Annotated in this window: 10 protein-coding genes and 1 riboswitch; of the genes, 9 read left to right on the forward strand and 1 reads right to left on the reverse strand. The window is 37.4% G+C overall.

The genetic code is table 11. The features are described 5' to 3' along the window. Positions 1-2: 2 nt before the first annotated feature. On the reverse strand, positions 3-623 hold the full coding sequence (gene clpP, locus WMO13_RS04740; RefSeq protein WP_026878060.1) for an ATP-dependent Clp endopeptidase proteolytic subunit ClpP: 621 nt from the start codon (positions 621-623) through the stop codon (positions 3-5). Between the two features lie 340 nt (positions 624-963). On the opposite strand from clpP, the gene serC reads away from it, so the two are divergent. The 9 genes from serC (at position 964) to WMO13_RS04785 (ending at position 14348) form a co-directional block, all read left to right on the forward strand. Then, positions 964-2064 (forward strand): 3-phosphoserine/phosphohydroxythreonine transaminase, encoded by a 1101-nt coding sequence (gene serC, locus WMO13_RS04745; protein ID WP_026878059.1) that lies wholly within the window; start codon positions 964-966, stop codon positions 2062-2064. A 298-nt stretch (positions 2065-2362) separates the two neighbouring features. After that, positions 2363-4552 (forward strand): carboxy terminal-processing peptidase, encoded by a 2190-nt coding sequence (locus tag WMO13_RS04750; protein ID WP_084331383.1) that lies wholly within the window; start codon positions 2363-2365, stop codon positions 4550-4552. 236 nt (positions 4553-4788) lie between these two features. Then, complete coding sequence (gene mnmA / locus WMO13_RS04755; RefSeq protein WP_026878058.1) at positions 4789-5901, forward strand: tRNA 2-thiouridine(34) synthase MnmA; 1113 nt, start codon at positions 4789-4791, stop codon at positions 5899-5901. Positions 5902-6055: 154 nt separating this feature from the next. After that, positions 6056-6319, forward strand: a complete 264-nt coding sequence (locus WMO13_RS04760; protein WP_026878057.1) for a hypothetical protein — start codon at positions 6056-6058, stop codon at positions 6317-6319. A gap of 116 nt (positions 6320-6435) precedes the next feature. Next, complete coding sequence (locus WMO13_RS04765; RefSeq protein WP_051396002.1) at positions 6436-8292, forward strand: ABC transporter ATP-binding protein; 1857 nt, start codon at positions 6436-6438, stop codon at positions 8290-8292. Between the two features lie 133 nt (positions 8293-8425). Next, positions 8426-8641, forward strand: a riboswitch (M-box (ykoK) riboswitch). Positions 8642-8993: 352 nt separating this feature from the next. Beyond that, positions 8994-9926, forward strand: a complete 933-nt coding sequence (locus WMO13_RS04770; protein ID WP_026878055.1) for a magnesium transporter CorA family protein — start codon at positions 8994-8996, stop codon at positions 9924-9926. Between the two features lie 177 nt (positions 9927-10103). After that, entirely contained in the window at positions 10104-11060 is a 957-nt protein-coding gene (locus tag WMO13_RS04775; RefSeq protein ID WP_026878054.1) for a magnesium transporter CorA family protein, read from the forward strand. Between the two features lie 12 nt (positions 11061-11072). After that, entirely contained in the window at positions 11073-12020 is a 948-nt protein-coding gene (locus WMO13_RS04780) for a magnesium transporter CorA family protein (RefSeq protein WP_051396001.1), read from the forward strand. Positions 12021-12530: 510 nt separating this feature from the next. Continuing rightward, positions 12531-14348, forward strand: coding sequence for an amino acid ABC transporter permease/ATP-binding protein (locus WMO13_RS04785; protein ID WP_084331382.1), 1818 nt, complete (start codon positions 12531-12533; stop codon positions 14346-14348). The last annotated feature ends 112 nt before the right edge of the window (positions 14349-14460 follow it).

A 14460-nucleotide genomic window follows, 5' to 3' on the forward strand; every position in this document is an offset into this window, starting at 1 on the left:
TATTAACGCTTAGTGACAACCTTGTCGATTAAGCCATACTTCGCCGCTTCTTCAGCACCCATAAAGTTATCACGATCGGTATCTTTTTCGATCTGCTTTAATGTCTTACCCGTATGGTGCGCAAGTAGGGTATTTAATTGTTTCTTAATTTTGAGCATCTCTCTTGTATGGATCTCAATATCTGATGCTTGGCCTTGATAGCCGCCTAAAGGTTGATGGATCATTACACGCGCATTTGGTAGGGCAAAACGTTTACCCGGAGCGCCCGCTGCTAATAAAAATGCCCCCATACTACATGCTTGACCCAAGCACATTGTTGATACATCTGGCTTTACAAATTGCATTGTGTCGTAGATTGACATTCCAGCAGTTACTGATCCACCTGGAGAATTGATATAGAGATGAATATCTTTATTGGGATCTTCCGCTTCTAAAAAGAGTAACTGGGCGACAATTAAATTCGCCATATGATCTTCTACTTGTCCTACCATAAAGATAATACGTTCTTTGAGTAAGCGAGAGTAAATATCGTATGAACGTTCACCACGACCGGTTTGCTCAACAACCATAGGTACTAAACGTGATTCGGCATTAAACATCTCTGTATTAAAAATAGAAGACATAATTGATGATTCCTTTGATATCCAATAATGATTCATTTCAAACGCATTATTTTAGCAGAAATAACCATTTTCAGAATGAATTAATTCAAGAAATGGGAAAGTCGAGCAGTTTAAATACAATTATAAGTACGATTAGAAAAATTATTCTCAATGCAATTCTGAATATACTGCAACTTTGATTGAAATTTAAATCGGATATGCAGAATGGGATTTGTCCTTGTTTTTAACAATATTCGAGAGATAGGCGAGGAAATAATGAAATCTATCATTCATCGTAGTAAGATAGTTAGACTTGTCATTTTTAGTTATTTCAATCTATTTTTGAGTAAAGGATAAAGTTGTGAGAGAGACTTTCAATTTTTGTGCGGGACCTGCGACAATGCCCTATAACGTGTTAAAGAAAGCACAAGAGGAGTTGCTAGATTGGCATAAAGAGGGGGCTTCGGTAATGGAAGTTTCCCATCGAGGTAAAGCATTTGTGGCGCTTGCGAAAGAGTGCGAATCGGATCTACGGGAGCTTCTTGATATTCCGGCGAATTACAAAGTTCTTTTCTTACAAGGCGGTGGCCTTGCACAATTTGGTTTAGTGCCACTGAATCTCTTAGGTACACAAATTGGCGATGGTAAAACGACAGTTGATTACTTAGAAACCGGAATTTGGTCCAAAAAAGCAATGCTCGAAGGTGCTCGCTATGCCGGCGTAAGTACATTATATAGCGGCAAAGCAGATGGTTACGTAGATGTACCGCATCAAAATAAGATTAATGTGAATCCTGATAGTGCCTATCTACATCTTTGTTCTAACGAGACGATTAACGGCGTTGAATTTCATTACGATATTAAAAATTGCCCAATACCTGTTGTTGCGGATATGAGTTCTAATATTCTGTCAAAGCGCATTGATGTCAATCAGTACGGCGTCATCTACGCTGGCGCTCAGAAAAACATTGGCCCTGCAGGATTAACTTTAGTGATTGTTCGGGAAGATCTATTAGGTAAAGCCTCGCCTTATGTACCCGATGCGCTGAATTATACGTTGCAAGCTGAACATGATTCTATGCTCAATACACCGCCAACTTTTGCGATCTATCTGATGAGTTTAGTGCTCAAAGAGTTAAAAGAGAAGGGTGGACTTGAAGAGATGGAGAAACTCAATCATAAAAAAGCATTTTTACTCTATAGCACGATTGATAATAGTCGCCTCTATCGTAATCCTGTGCATATTGATGCTCGTTCTAATATGACTATTCCTTTTACCTTAGCCGATCCAACGCTTGATGCGCTCTTCTTAAAAGAGGCGGAGCAACATCACTTGATCAATCTTAAAGGACATCGAAGTGTTGGCGGTATGCGTGCAAGTATCTATAATGCAATGCCCATTGAAGGTGTCATTGCGCTTACTAATTTTATGAAAGATTTTGAGGCTAGACACTATGGGTAAAATTTCAAGAACATTCAACGTTAAGAGCTTGATATTTTTTATATGAATCATCATTATGGTCTGATGTCTAAAAGAGTAATTCAATTGATTCAATGAAAAGCCAAAAAATAAACAGATTTAATCAAATCTTAAGGGTTCGTAATTAAAAATGTAATAATATTGAGTTATATTAGGCTTGTAATGCTCTGTTTAATCAAGTAGTTAATGACGTAGAATGATTATGAATTTTGAAAAAGGTCAATCAATAATGGGTTAAGTTTCGTTTTAAATTAACCCCCCAATGAATGGATAAAAAGTGATGTTTAATCAGAAAAAATTAATAAAAAAAGAGTTTTGGAGAGTTGCTTCTGCACTATTCCTAGCATCTTCTCTGCTTATTGGCAATCATCTTGTTGCGAGTGAGATCAAAAAAGAGCCTCTTAAAACAGTTATCGCTGCTCCAACTTATAATGAACAACTGATTAATGCTGCGCATTCAGCTATTTTAGCGCAATATCATTACGAGCGTTTACCCATTGATGATCAGCTTTCAGAGCGTATCTATACCCTCTATCTTAAAGCATTAGACCCTCAAAAGGTCTTCTTTTTACAATCTGATATCGATAATTTTGAACGTTACAAATATCAATTTGATGACTTTGTACGTCAATCGCGGTTAGAAGTACCCTATCAAATGTACGATCTTCTGATTCAGAGAATGGATGAACAATATGATCTAGTCGAAGAGCTTTTAAAAGAAGACTATGACTTTAATATCGATCGTTCTATCGTGATTCAACGTAAAGATGCGGATTTCCCTAAAACGAAAAAAGAGATGCGTGCGCTTTGGAAAGATCGTCTACAAAATGAGTTAATCAATCTCATGATTACGGATGATAAATTAACCCTTGATGAAGCAAAAGCGAAGTTGCAAAAGCGATATAATACACGTCAAAAACGTATTCATGATATGGAAGAGGGTGAATTATTTAGCCTCGTAATGAATGTTGTGTCGCTTAGTTTTGACCCCCATTCTGGTTACTATTCAGCGAAACAGATGGAGCAATTTAATATCAGTATGAGCCTTTCACTGCAAGGGATCGGTACGGTATTACGCCAAAATGATGATTCTGTCTCAATTGTTGAAATTGTCCCCGGAGGCCCTGCGGATTTAACTGGTCAAGTACAGATCGGTGATGAGATTATCGGTGTTGCACAGGGCGAAGATGGCGAATTTGTGGATATTGTGGGAATGCGCCTTGATAAAGTGGTTGAGATGGTTCGGGGTGAAAAAGGAACCGTCGTTCGCTTGCAAATGATCGGTAATAAAGGTAAAGGCGGTGAGAAGATTGTCAAAATCGTTCGTGATACCGTCAAGCTTGAAGAGCAGGAAGCAAAATCAAAAGTTTATACAATGCCTTCTGATGTAGAGGAAGCAGAATATAAATTAGGCGTCATCACCTTACCGGCATTCTATAGTGATTTTGAAGGGAATAAACAGGGTGTTCAAGACTTCAAGAGTACTACACGAGATGTCAAAAAATTACTTTTAGAGTTGGTCAATAAAGAACATATCAATGGTCTAGTGATCGATCTTCGCGGTAATGGCGGCGGCTCATTAACCGAAGTGATTGATCTATCTGCGCTCTTTGTAGGAAGTGATAAATCAATCGTACAGACTCGTGGCTTTGATGGTAATACAGATGCACAATCAAGCCCGAATGAAGATTTGATCTATACGGGTCCTATGGTCGTCTTAATTGATCGCCTTAGCGCTTCAGCTAGTGAGATCTTTGCCGGCAGTATGCAAGATCAAGGACGTGCAATCATCGCCGGATCTACGAGTTTTGGGAAGGGGACTGTACAAACGATGATCGACTTGAGTCGAATCTTGGCAAAATCCACTAAACCAGGTCAATCGAAAGTCACCATTGCAAAATTCTACCGTGCAAATGGGGAATCAACACAGGAGAAAGGGGTTGAGCCTGATGTGCACTTGCCAAGCACTTATGATCCTACTGAAATTGGTGAGTCTAAAGAGATGTATGTGATGTCTTGGGATACAATCGATGCCGCACCAGATTATGATCCATCAGTAGTCATTTCAGATGATGTAGCGACAAAGCTACAACAAAAAAGTGCGCAACGTTTTAAAGAGGATGAGAAACATCAAATCTATAAACGTCAAGCAGATAAAACACTTGAGCTCTGGAAAGTGAATGAGTTAAGCCTCAATCTTGATACTCGCAAAGAGAAACTCAAAACAGAAGAAGCTGAGAATCTTGAACTACAAAATAGAATGCGAGTGCTTTATGGATATGAGCCATTAACGTTAGAGCAATTCCGTAATGAAGATGGTACCTACACAAAACTCTTAAAAGATACGCAAACTGATCTTCTACTTGAAGAGGGATTACTGATTCTTCGAGATTACATTGATCTTATTGATGTTGAAAAAACATTAGATATGACCGATGAAAATAAGGCTGAAGAGATCGTAATGCCGTAGCATCAAGATTGACTGATACTCTAATTATACTCTCATATTAAAATCATATATTAGGGTCTATATCGAAGCTACTTGTTCTCAAGTGGCTTTTTTATTGTCCGAATATTGATGATATTCAGATGGGAGATATTCAGCGCATAAAGTTCAGTAAGATCCACTTTTAGAAAGTGGTATAATAGCGTATTCAAAATTATCTTAAAAAAGTAAGAATTTCATAATTAAGGGTCAGAGATTGAATGGAAGATATCAGAGGGAAACGCGTAGTTGTCGGGATGAGTGGTGGCGTTGATTCATCCGTTGCCGCTTATTTATTAAAAGAACGCGGAGCCGATGTTCACGGCGTTTTTATGAAGAATTGGGAAGAGGAGTTCGACCAAGGATATTGTACCGCCGAAGATGATCTGCGGGATGCAGAATCTGTCTGCGAAACGTTAGGAATCCCGCTTCATAAGGTTAATTTCGCTAAAAACTACAAAGAGCGTGTTTTTGATTATTTCCTAGAAACCTTAAAAGATGGTTTAACACCGAATCCTGATGTGCTCTGTAATAAAGAGATTAAATTTAAAGCTTTTCTACAATATGCCGAAGAGCTTGGCGCTGATTATTTAGCAACCGGTCATTATGCTCGGGTAGAGCGTAAAGAGGGTAAAGCCTACCTACTCAAAGGGATTGATAATAACAAAGATCAGAGTTATTTTCTCTATCTGCTCAATCAGCAGCAATTGATCAATACTCTATTTCCGATCGGCGATTATGAGAAGACCGAAGTACGTCAAATCGCTCTAGACAATAAACTTATTACCTTTGATAAGAAAGATTCCACAGGGATCTGTTTTATTGGTGAGCGAGATTTCACGGATTTTATTATGCAATATCTGCCTACAGCCCCCGGCGATATGGTATTACCCAATGGTGAAGTGGTTGCAGAGCATAAAGGCTTAGCATTTTATACCATTGGTCAGCGGCAAGGTTTAGGGATTGGGGGTCGTAAGGATTCTAATGGTGAGCCTTGGTTTGTGGCAGATAAAGATCTTGCGAATAATCGTTTAATTGTAGTGCAGGGCGATCAGAAAGAGCTTTATGGAAAAGGGTTGATTGCTAGGGATCTACATCAAATTAATCCTATTGATTGGGCAGAAGTGAACCCTCGTTTAACTGCTAAGATTCGTTATCGCCAACAAGATGTTAAGTGCCAAGTTACTCTATTAGAGAGCATTCCTGGTCAAGTTGATCGAATTCAAGTGAATTTTGATGAGCCGCAGCGAGCCATTACGCCGGGGCAATCAATCGTATTCTACGATGGTGAGATCTGCTTAGGGGGCGCTTTTATTGAATCAAAAAAGCTATAATTAACCCTTCATTCGCACTAGTTTGATGACTTTTACCTTCTTAAAATGTTTATTCGTAAAATATTTACAATCAATGCCTTATAATGATGTTAGTAGAATATAAAGAAATGCCTTTTATTATCAATAGCGATGAACTGTTTGCTAGAGGAAAACTATGATAGGACTTTTAATTGCTTTAAAAATTAAAGAACAGCAACAAACAGATTCAAAATTAATGGCAACAATATTTGGGGTATTCTATTTCTTAATTGCTGCAACTATTGATGGGGTATTACTATTTCTTATAGTAACGTCAGAGTCTCTGATCCAAAATGGCTATCTGGCTATTGCGATTTTACAAGTAAGCCCTCTCATTATATTGCCTTCAGCGCTGATTTCAGCGATTATTTTTGGGTATAAAATGCTGATAAAATCTTAAAAAATTATCAAATAAGATAATTATTCATTTAAGTAATAGTTTATAGAAGCTCCTAAATTGATAATAACTCTCAATTAAAGTAAACTAACTATACCTCAACATAATAGAAAATGAGCATGAAATTACTCGCGCTTTTTGAATCGTTTATTAATCCTTTTAAAAAACATCCTGATGAAGCGCCCCCTAAAACCTTATTCGCTTTTTATTGGCACTATGTCAAACAAGTAAAGTGGGTTTTTGCCGGATTATTATTCGTTGGTTTTTTTGTATCAATCTTAGAGATTGCGCTCTTTAGTTATATTGGGCAAGTTGTAGATATGGTGGAATCAGTAGATTCTCTAGGTGCGCTTTGGGAGACTTATAGCGACAAATTCATTTGGATGCTGATTGTGATTATGCTTCTTAGGCCAATTGCCTCTCTGATTCATAATCTCTTTCTGAATCAAGCGCTCACGACCAACTTTACCTCAATGATTCGCTGGCAACAGCATCGCTATGTGTTAAAACAGAGTGTCGGCTTTTTCCATAATAGTCTATCTGGCGGTATTGCCAATCGTATTATGAATACGGGGCAGGCGATTCGAAATTCAGTCATTATGACCACAGATTCGATGTGGCGAGTGATTATCTATGCAGTCACGACTGTGGTACTCTTTTTTGAAGTTAATATCTGGCTTACAGTGCCGATTCTACTTTGGATTGTGGCGTATATTCTATTGATGATCTACTTCTTGCCGAGAACTCGCTATCGCTCACATCAATCCGCCAAAACTCGTTCAAAATTAATGGGTCATATTGTTGATAGTTATAGCAATATTGTCACGCTAAAGCTCTTTTCCCATAGTGATAAAAATGAAGAAGATGCTCGGAAAATGATGCGTGAACAGACGGATGCGGCGCTCTATTCTACAAAATTATCAACGGGAATGGATTTCTCGCTCACGATGATTAATACCCTCTTAATTGTAGCAACCGTAGTTCTATCACTCTATCTTTGGGGTGCTTCCTTAATTTCAGCCGGTGCCATTGCATTTACCATAAGTTTGGTGGTGAGAATCAATACGATGTCCACTTGGGTAATGCGAGTCGTAAGCCACATCTTTGAAGATATTGGGAGTGTTCAAGATGGAATCAGAGTGATTGCACAATCAAGAGAAGTGATGGATCAACCGAATGCCGGCACTATTGATACGGTAGAGGGGGAGATTGAATTTAAGTCAGTGAATTTCAGTTATCATCCTGCGAAACCCATTTATACAGATTTCAATCTTCATATTCGTGCCGGGGAAAAGATCGGTTTAGTAGGACCTTCAGGAGCCGGAAAGACGACTTTAACGCAGATTTTGCTTCGCTTGTATGATATTCAACAGGGGGAAATTCTGATTGATGGCGTGAATATTCGTACCCTGACGCAAGATAGTTTACGAGCGCAAATCGGAGTGGTTACTCAAGAACCCACGCTTTTTCATCGTTCAATCCGCGATAATCTACTTTATGGAAATGTTGATGCGACAGATGAGATGCTCTTTGAGGCCTTAAAGCAGACAAAAGCCGATCAATTTGTGAGAGAATTGGTGGATCAATATGGTCATCGAGGATTAGATGCTTTAGTGGGGGAAAGCGGGGTGAAACTCTCCGGCGGACAACGTCAACGCATTGCCATTGCCCGAGTTTTACTCAAAAATGCACCAATCTTAATTTTAGATGAAGCTACCTCAGCCCTCGATTCAGAATCAGAAGCGGTCATTCAAGAGAATCTTGAGCTTTTAATGGCCGGGAAAACGGTGATAGCGATCGCACATCGTCTTTCTACCATTGCCAAAATGGATCGATTAATCGTGATGGATCAAGGGGAAATTGTCGAAATGGGAACACACGAAGCATTAATTAGTGCTGATGGCCTGTATGCACAATTTTGGCGACAACAAGCTTCTAATCCGATGAGTGATAAAGATAAAAAATTGGATAAATAGCATTTATGTCTCTTTGAAAATTTCTCGAATAATAGAGTCTAATAAAGAGATAAAAGGAATATCAATTATCGCTAAAAGAAAATAATTATTTGACTTCTAAAATCCTTTAGGTGTATTATCCATGCACAAATTGCAGGTACCTCGTTAGGTGAGGCTCCTGTACGGAGATAGGCTACTGCCCAGAAACGTCCAAAGACGCCAACGGGTTTAACAGAGATCATCGAATTAAGGTGATCTATAACGTAGCTAGCGACTAGAGAAATCATTGAATATATTATCCATAATGGAATATTCATGTAACTATTTCCTTATGCCGTACAGTGCTAAAGCTCAATGAAAGAGGAAATCAGTAATTTCACTGATAATCATCGATATTTTGGCAAATAGCCAAGATGTTCTTGTGGTAGTTTCAAAATGATTATCCATTCAAATGGTATTAATAGAAACTGTAAAAGCAGATTTTGAGCGTAATAGATTAGAATGGGGAATGATTTTAAGAAGCGAGCAGGGCACATAGTCATTAATCTATGAGCCTACTTCTGGCGTATAGTCTATACGCTACCACAGGATTATTAAGTGTGATATTGATTTGTTATGCACTCTAGTGAATTGATTGGATTTCAAGAGCGCACCTTTTTCATAAGAAGGGTGCGCTTTTTGTTTGTTTCAATTTTTCAATTCACTTTGCCAAGGAGAGCAATATGAGCATCGTACAAGATAAAATCATTCTCTCAAAAGAATCTGCCATAAAAGCGGGCCCCCAAACATCGGCTACAGAATGGATTAATCTTATTTCTCCCTCTGTGGCTGAATTGAGTCGTGTTCTTAAAAAATACCATTTGCCGGAAGATACACTGCAGCGGGCTCGAGGTCATTTGAATCAATTAGAAGATGATACTATTTTATTAAAAATTGATATTCCTCGGAAAAATTTACCTCGCTCTAAAGTGCCATATCAAATATCACATCTAACGCTTTTAGTGAAAGAGGATACGGTTATTACGATCGCAGACCAAGACTCATTTCTCTTTACCTACTTAGAACACGAGCATTTAGTGACTTGGGCAGAGAAAGATCCGACTGATTTTGTCTATCGAATCTTAGATATGACAACAACAATGTTTATCAATTTAACTGAAAATTTAATTCAGGAAATTAACGTATTAGAGACTAATCTCAAACGGGAATTTAATAATAAATCGGTCTATAAACTAATTGATAACAATAAAAGTCTACTCTACTTTGCAAAAGCACTGAATAGAAACATTAAGCTTCTCAAATCTCTAGCTCAGAAGAGTATATTAAAAGCGGACTATGAACAGGATTTAGCGCTTCAAGATTTGATCACTAAAACAGAACAAGCTGAGAGTGTTGCAACGATTCATCAAGCAAACTTACGGAACTTAATGGATGCTTATTCTGCATTGATCGAGAATAATCTCAGTCTCTCAGTGCAATATTTAACAATCTTGGTAACGGTTGCAACGGTACCGATGGCTATTGGTGGCATTTATGGAATGAATATTCCATTGCCTTGGCAAGAATCACCGTATGCGTTAACAGGATTAGCGGTGATTGCCGGCATTATTATCGTGGGGGCTTTAGCATTCTTCAGATCGAAGAAGATGATTTAAAGGGATTCAGTGTAATCAGAGCCATACCAATAAAACGCTATCCATAAAATATTCCATAAATTTTATAAATTTCATAATGAATTTTGTCTATGTTGCAGTGATAACACATAGCACTGTAAAGACCTTGTTTGCGCATGATAAAGAGCAAAATTCAGTTAAGTTAGAAAGGATTGTCCTATGTTAAAAGTATATAAAAGCCTCGCATTAGGGGAACTTCAAGAAGAAGCACGTTTTAAAAGCAATACATTAATTGTCTTAACTGACCCAGATTCAGAGAAAATCAAGCAAGTTGCCTCGCAATTCAAGTTGCCAGAGAAATTCTTTACTGATTCCCTCGATCCCCAGGAGCATCCTCGTTTAGAGCGGGATAGTAATGGTTTATTGATTGTTCTCAATATTCCCGTTACCAATCCTAATGCAGGTAAAGAGAATGAGGCACCTTATATTACGCTTCCATTTGGCATTATTCATGCGGAAAATAACCTCTTTTTAGTCACTAAAAAGGCACATCAACCACTTATTGATCAATTTTTAAATGGCCAATTCGGGCTCTTTGAAACCCATATGAAAACCCGAATGACAATTTTGCTCTTTAAAGCAGTGGCTAAATCTTACGATGATCATTTAGGTTTTGTGAAAGATGAGACGCGAGTATTACAACAGAAACTACGCCAATCTTACCAAAATCGCGAGCTCTTTAGCTTAATCAATCAGAATAAAAGTTTACTACAATTTTCTGTTGCACTATCAGCTCTCACGATCTTATATCGGCAAGTGATTAATGGTTATGCCGTTAAAATTTATCCTGAAGAGAAGGGCTTGCTATCAGATATTTTAGTCGATATCGAACAATCTGCAGAAGTCGCAGAGATGAGCCGTGAAAGCTTGAGTAACTTGATGGATGCTTATGCGGCGATTGTTCATAATAATCTTAATACGGTTCTCAAAACATTAACAGCCTTAGCGATCATTCTGATTATTCCCTCGATGATTGGTTCTATTTTCTCCATGAATGTGGCACTGCCAAGCGAAGAAGATCCAATATCTACCGTCGTTGTCGCCAGTATTATGGTGTTAGTGAGCGTTATTTTACTCTTTTTCTTCTACTGCAAAAAATATATTCGTTTTGATTAATGGGAGCTTATCATGATCACAATCTACAAAAACTTAGTTAAAAACACCTATGAGCATGAAACGCAAATCACCGATAACAACTGGATTCGTGTGATAAACCCCGATCAGATGGATCTCAATACGTTGCATCGCACGCTCAATATCCCCATGGATTTCATGAAAGAGGCCATTGATATCAATACTCGCCCAACGATTATGAGCGAAGGTGATATGATGCTTTTTATCATTCATCTACCTTATGTAAACCCTGAATTTAAGGCTAATTCTGAGGGGATTCGTTATCAAACAATTCCCTTAGGGATTGCACTAGTCGGAACGCATATTGTGACGATCTGCAATGTTGATATGACGAGCTTTTTCGAAGCATTTATGAAATGCTGCAATGGCTTAGGTCGAGAAAAACAGATACAAAATCTTTTGGATCTGTTCCATATCACTTCAGAGCGTTATCTTAAATTAATGCATACCATTGAATATGAGATTGCCGAAGCAGAAGATGAATTATCCCGCTCTTATCGGAACTCTGAGCTTTATACATTACTTTATATCAATGATGGTTTGCTAGATATGACAATCTCTTTGAAACAGATGTTACATCTTATGCGTAAAATCAATAAAGAGCGCCTTTTAGATCTCTTTCCAAATGCAGAAGAGCGCTTTGAAGACACCATTATTGAATTAGAACAAGCCTATTCTGTTGCTGAAATCAACCAATTAAATGCCAATAACGTCATGGATGCTTACGGTAATATTATTCAAAATAATGTGAGCCATGTCGTTAAGCTATTAACAGCGCTCACCATTGTATTGTCAATTCCAACAGTGATCGCCACAATCTACGGTATGAATGTACCATTACCATTTCAGGAGAGCGAACACGCATTTGCGATTCTAATCGTTATCATGGTTATTCTTACAGGTGTCGTTGCAGGAATCTTCTATAAGAAGAAGTATTTCTAAAGCTTTAATGAGGAAAGATAACTGATTATTCACGACTACTCTGATTCCTAACAGACTAACAGTAAGCGCTATTTATAGTTAGTTCGATTTAAGAAAATTAACAATCATTGCAAGATAAAGATCTATACAACCTTGCACAAATTTTCAATCAATAATTTAAAACCGATTCTACTATATGTTAAAACTCTTGATCCAAAAAGGATCAAGAGTTTTATTTTTGATACTTCTTAAAAAAGTAAGAAGCGGTCGTGGAAATGCGCTTCTATTTGAATCTGCGAAGGAATAAATTCAATCTATCAAATCATTAAGTTCAAACTCATTAATTTTAAAACATAGCAACAGAAGACCTCTTTCATTTTTTCGGTAGCTTACTTACTGTCAAGTATTTTTATTTTCATTCTAATGAGATATAAGTCTTTACTTTTCAAATAAATGGCTATAAATTAAACCTATAATAAATTTACATAACATATATGTTATGTATGTAATAATGAAGGATAGGGAGATATAATGGCTGCGGTAAAAGAAATAGATGAAAGAATCCCTTTAGTAAAGGAACAGTATAAGGTAGACCACAATTATAAAAATTATAAGGTGATTCCTGCACGTTATCCTATGAGAAATGTAGGAAGTATTATTGCCGCATTTATCATTACCCTAGTGCTGTATTCGATATTGACTAATCCACGTTGGGGATGGGATATATTTGGAGAATGGCTTTTTTCTGAACCTGTAATGGTAGGTTTAAGTCGTACTATTTTGTTAACAATAATTGGAACAATACTAGGCTCTTTGCTCGGAATGTTATTAGCACTGGCGCGAGTTTCTAAATCGCCATTATTATCGGGTGCTTCATGGACCTATATTTGGTTTTTAAGATCTATTCCTTTAATTGTTATTTTGCTGTTATTAAATAATATTGGATATTTATATGAGAGTATCAAGGTTTCTAATCCATTCACAGGAGAGGCCTTGCTTGAATATCCTATTGTTACACTTATTACTCCCTTTACTGCTGCTGTTATTGGCTTGACATTAAACCAATCGGCTTTCTTTGCTGAAATCATTCGAGGAGGGATTTTATCAGTTGATAATGGTCAGCATGAAGCAGCCTCGGCATTAGGTATTTCCAAAAAAAGACAATCTTTACGTATAGTTTTGCCTCAAGCGATGAGAACAATTTTACCGACAGGATTCAACGAAATTATCGGGCTTGCTAAAGGCACTTCAATGCTTTACGTTTTAGCATTACCGGAACTTTTTTATACTGTACAGGTCATCTATCGCCGAAATCTTGAAGTAATTCCATTGCTGATGGTTGCAACAATGTGGTATCTAGTCATTATGACGGTCTTATCTATTATTCAACATTATGTAGAACGATATTATGCACGAGGAGCCGTTCGGAATCCCGTTATGATCCCTTTTCAAAAACAGATCGGTAATATTAAATCTTTCTTATTAGGCCAGCCCTCTAGAGTTTCATTAGATTTAAAGTTCAGTCGTAAAATAGCAATACAGACTTCCACTTCTGTCGATCCTATTATATTAGAGTCTAAACAAACTGAAGGTGCAGCGATACAAATTGATAATGTTTCTAAAAGCTTTGGTAAAAATAGAGTGCTAAACGATATCAGTCTATTTTTTCCAGCGGGTAGTGTAACGGCAATTTTAGGTCCATCAGGCTCTGGCAAATCCACGCTTCTTCGAACAATTAATCACCTGGAAAGCGTAGATGAAGGATTTATCACCGTCGACGGTGAATTAATAGGATATTTACAGAAAGATAATAAGCTCTACGAATTAAAAGAGAAAGATATATTAAAACAACGTGCAGATATTGCAATGGTTTTTCAAAACTTCAATCTTTTTCCCCACATGACAGTACTAGAAAATATTATTGAGGCACCTATTCAGGTTAAAGATATGAAATATGAAGAAGCTGTGGATATTGCTTTTGATCTACTTTTACGAGTAGGCTTGTTAGATAAAGCTGACAGTTACCCTCGACAATTATCAGGGGGACAACAACAAAGAATTGCAATTGCAAGAGCGCTCGCTCTCAACCCTAAAGTGATCTTATTTGATGAGCCCACATCCGCTCTTGATCCTGAGCTCGTAGGTGAAGTGCTTGATATTATTAAAAATCTTGCTCATTCAGGTACAACATTAGTGGTTGTGACCCATGAAATGAATTTTGCTTATGAGGTTGCCGATACAATCATCTTTATGGAAGAGGGTAATGTTATCGAACAAGGTAGTGTTGATAACGTATTCAATCATACCCAACACCCAAGGACTAAAGCATTTCTCAATAAAATCATTTAACTACTTCATAGTACCTCACAATTGAAATTTAGATTTGAACTAATATCAGAAAATTGTAGGAAACTGTGCATTATAGCATTACCAGTCATTTCAGTATTGAATGGCTCGAGGT

It is taken from the genome of Ignatzschineria larvae DSM 13226, assembly GCF_038500265.1.
Classification (GTDB): domain Bacteria; phylum Pseudomonadota; class Gammaproteobacteria; order Cardiobacteriales; family Wohlfahrtiimonadaceae; genus Ignatzschineria; species Ignatzschineria larvae.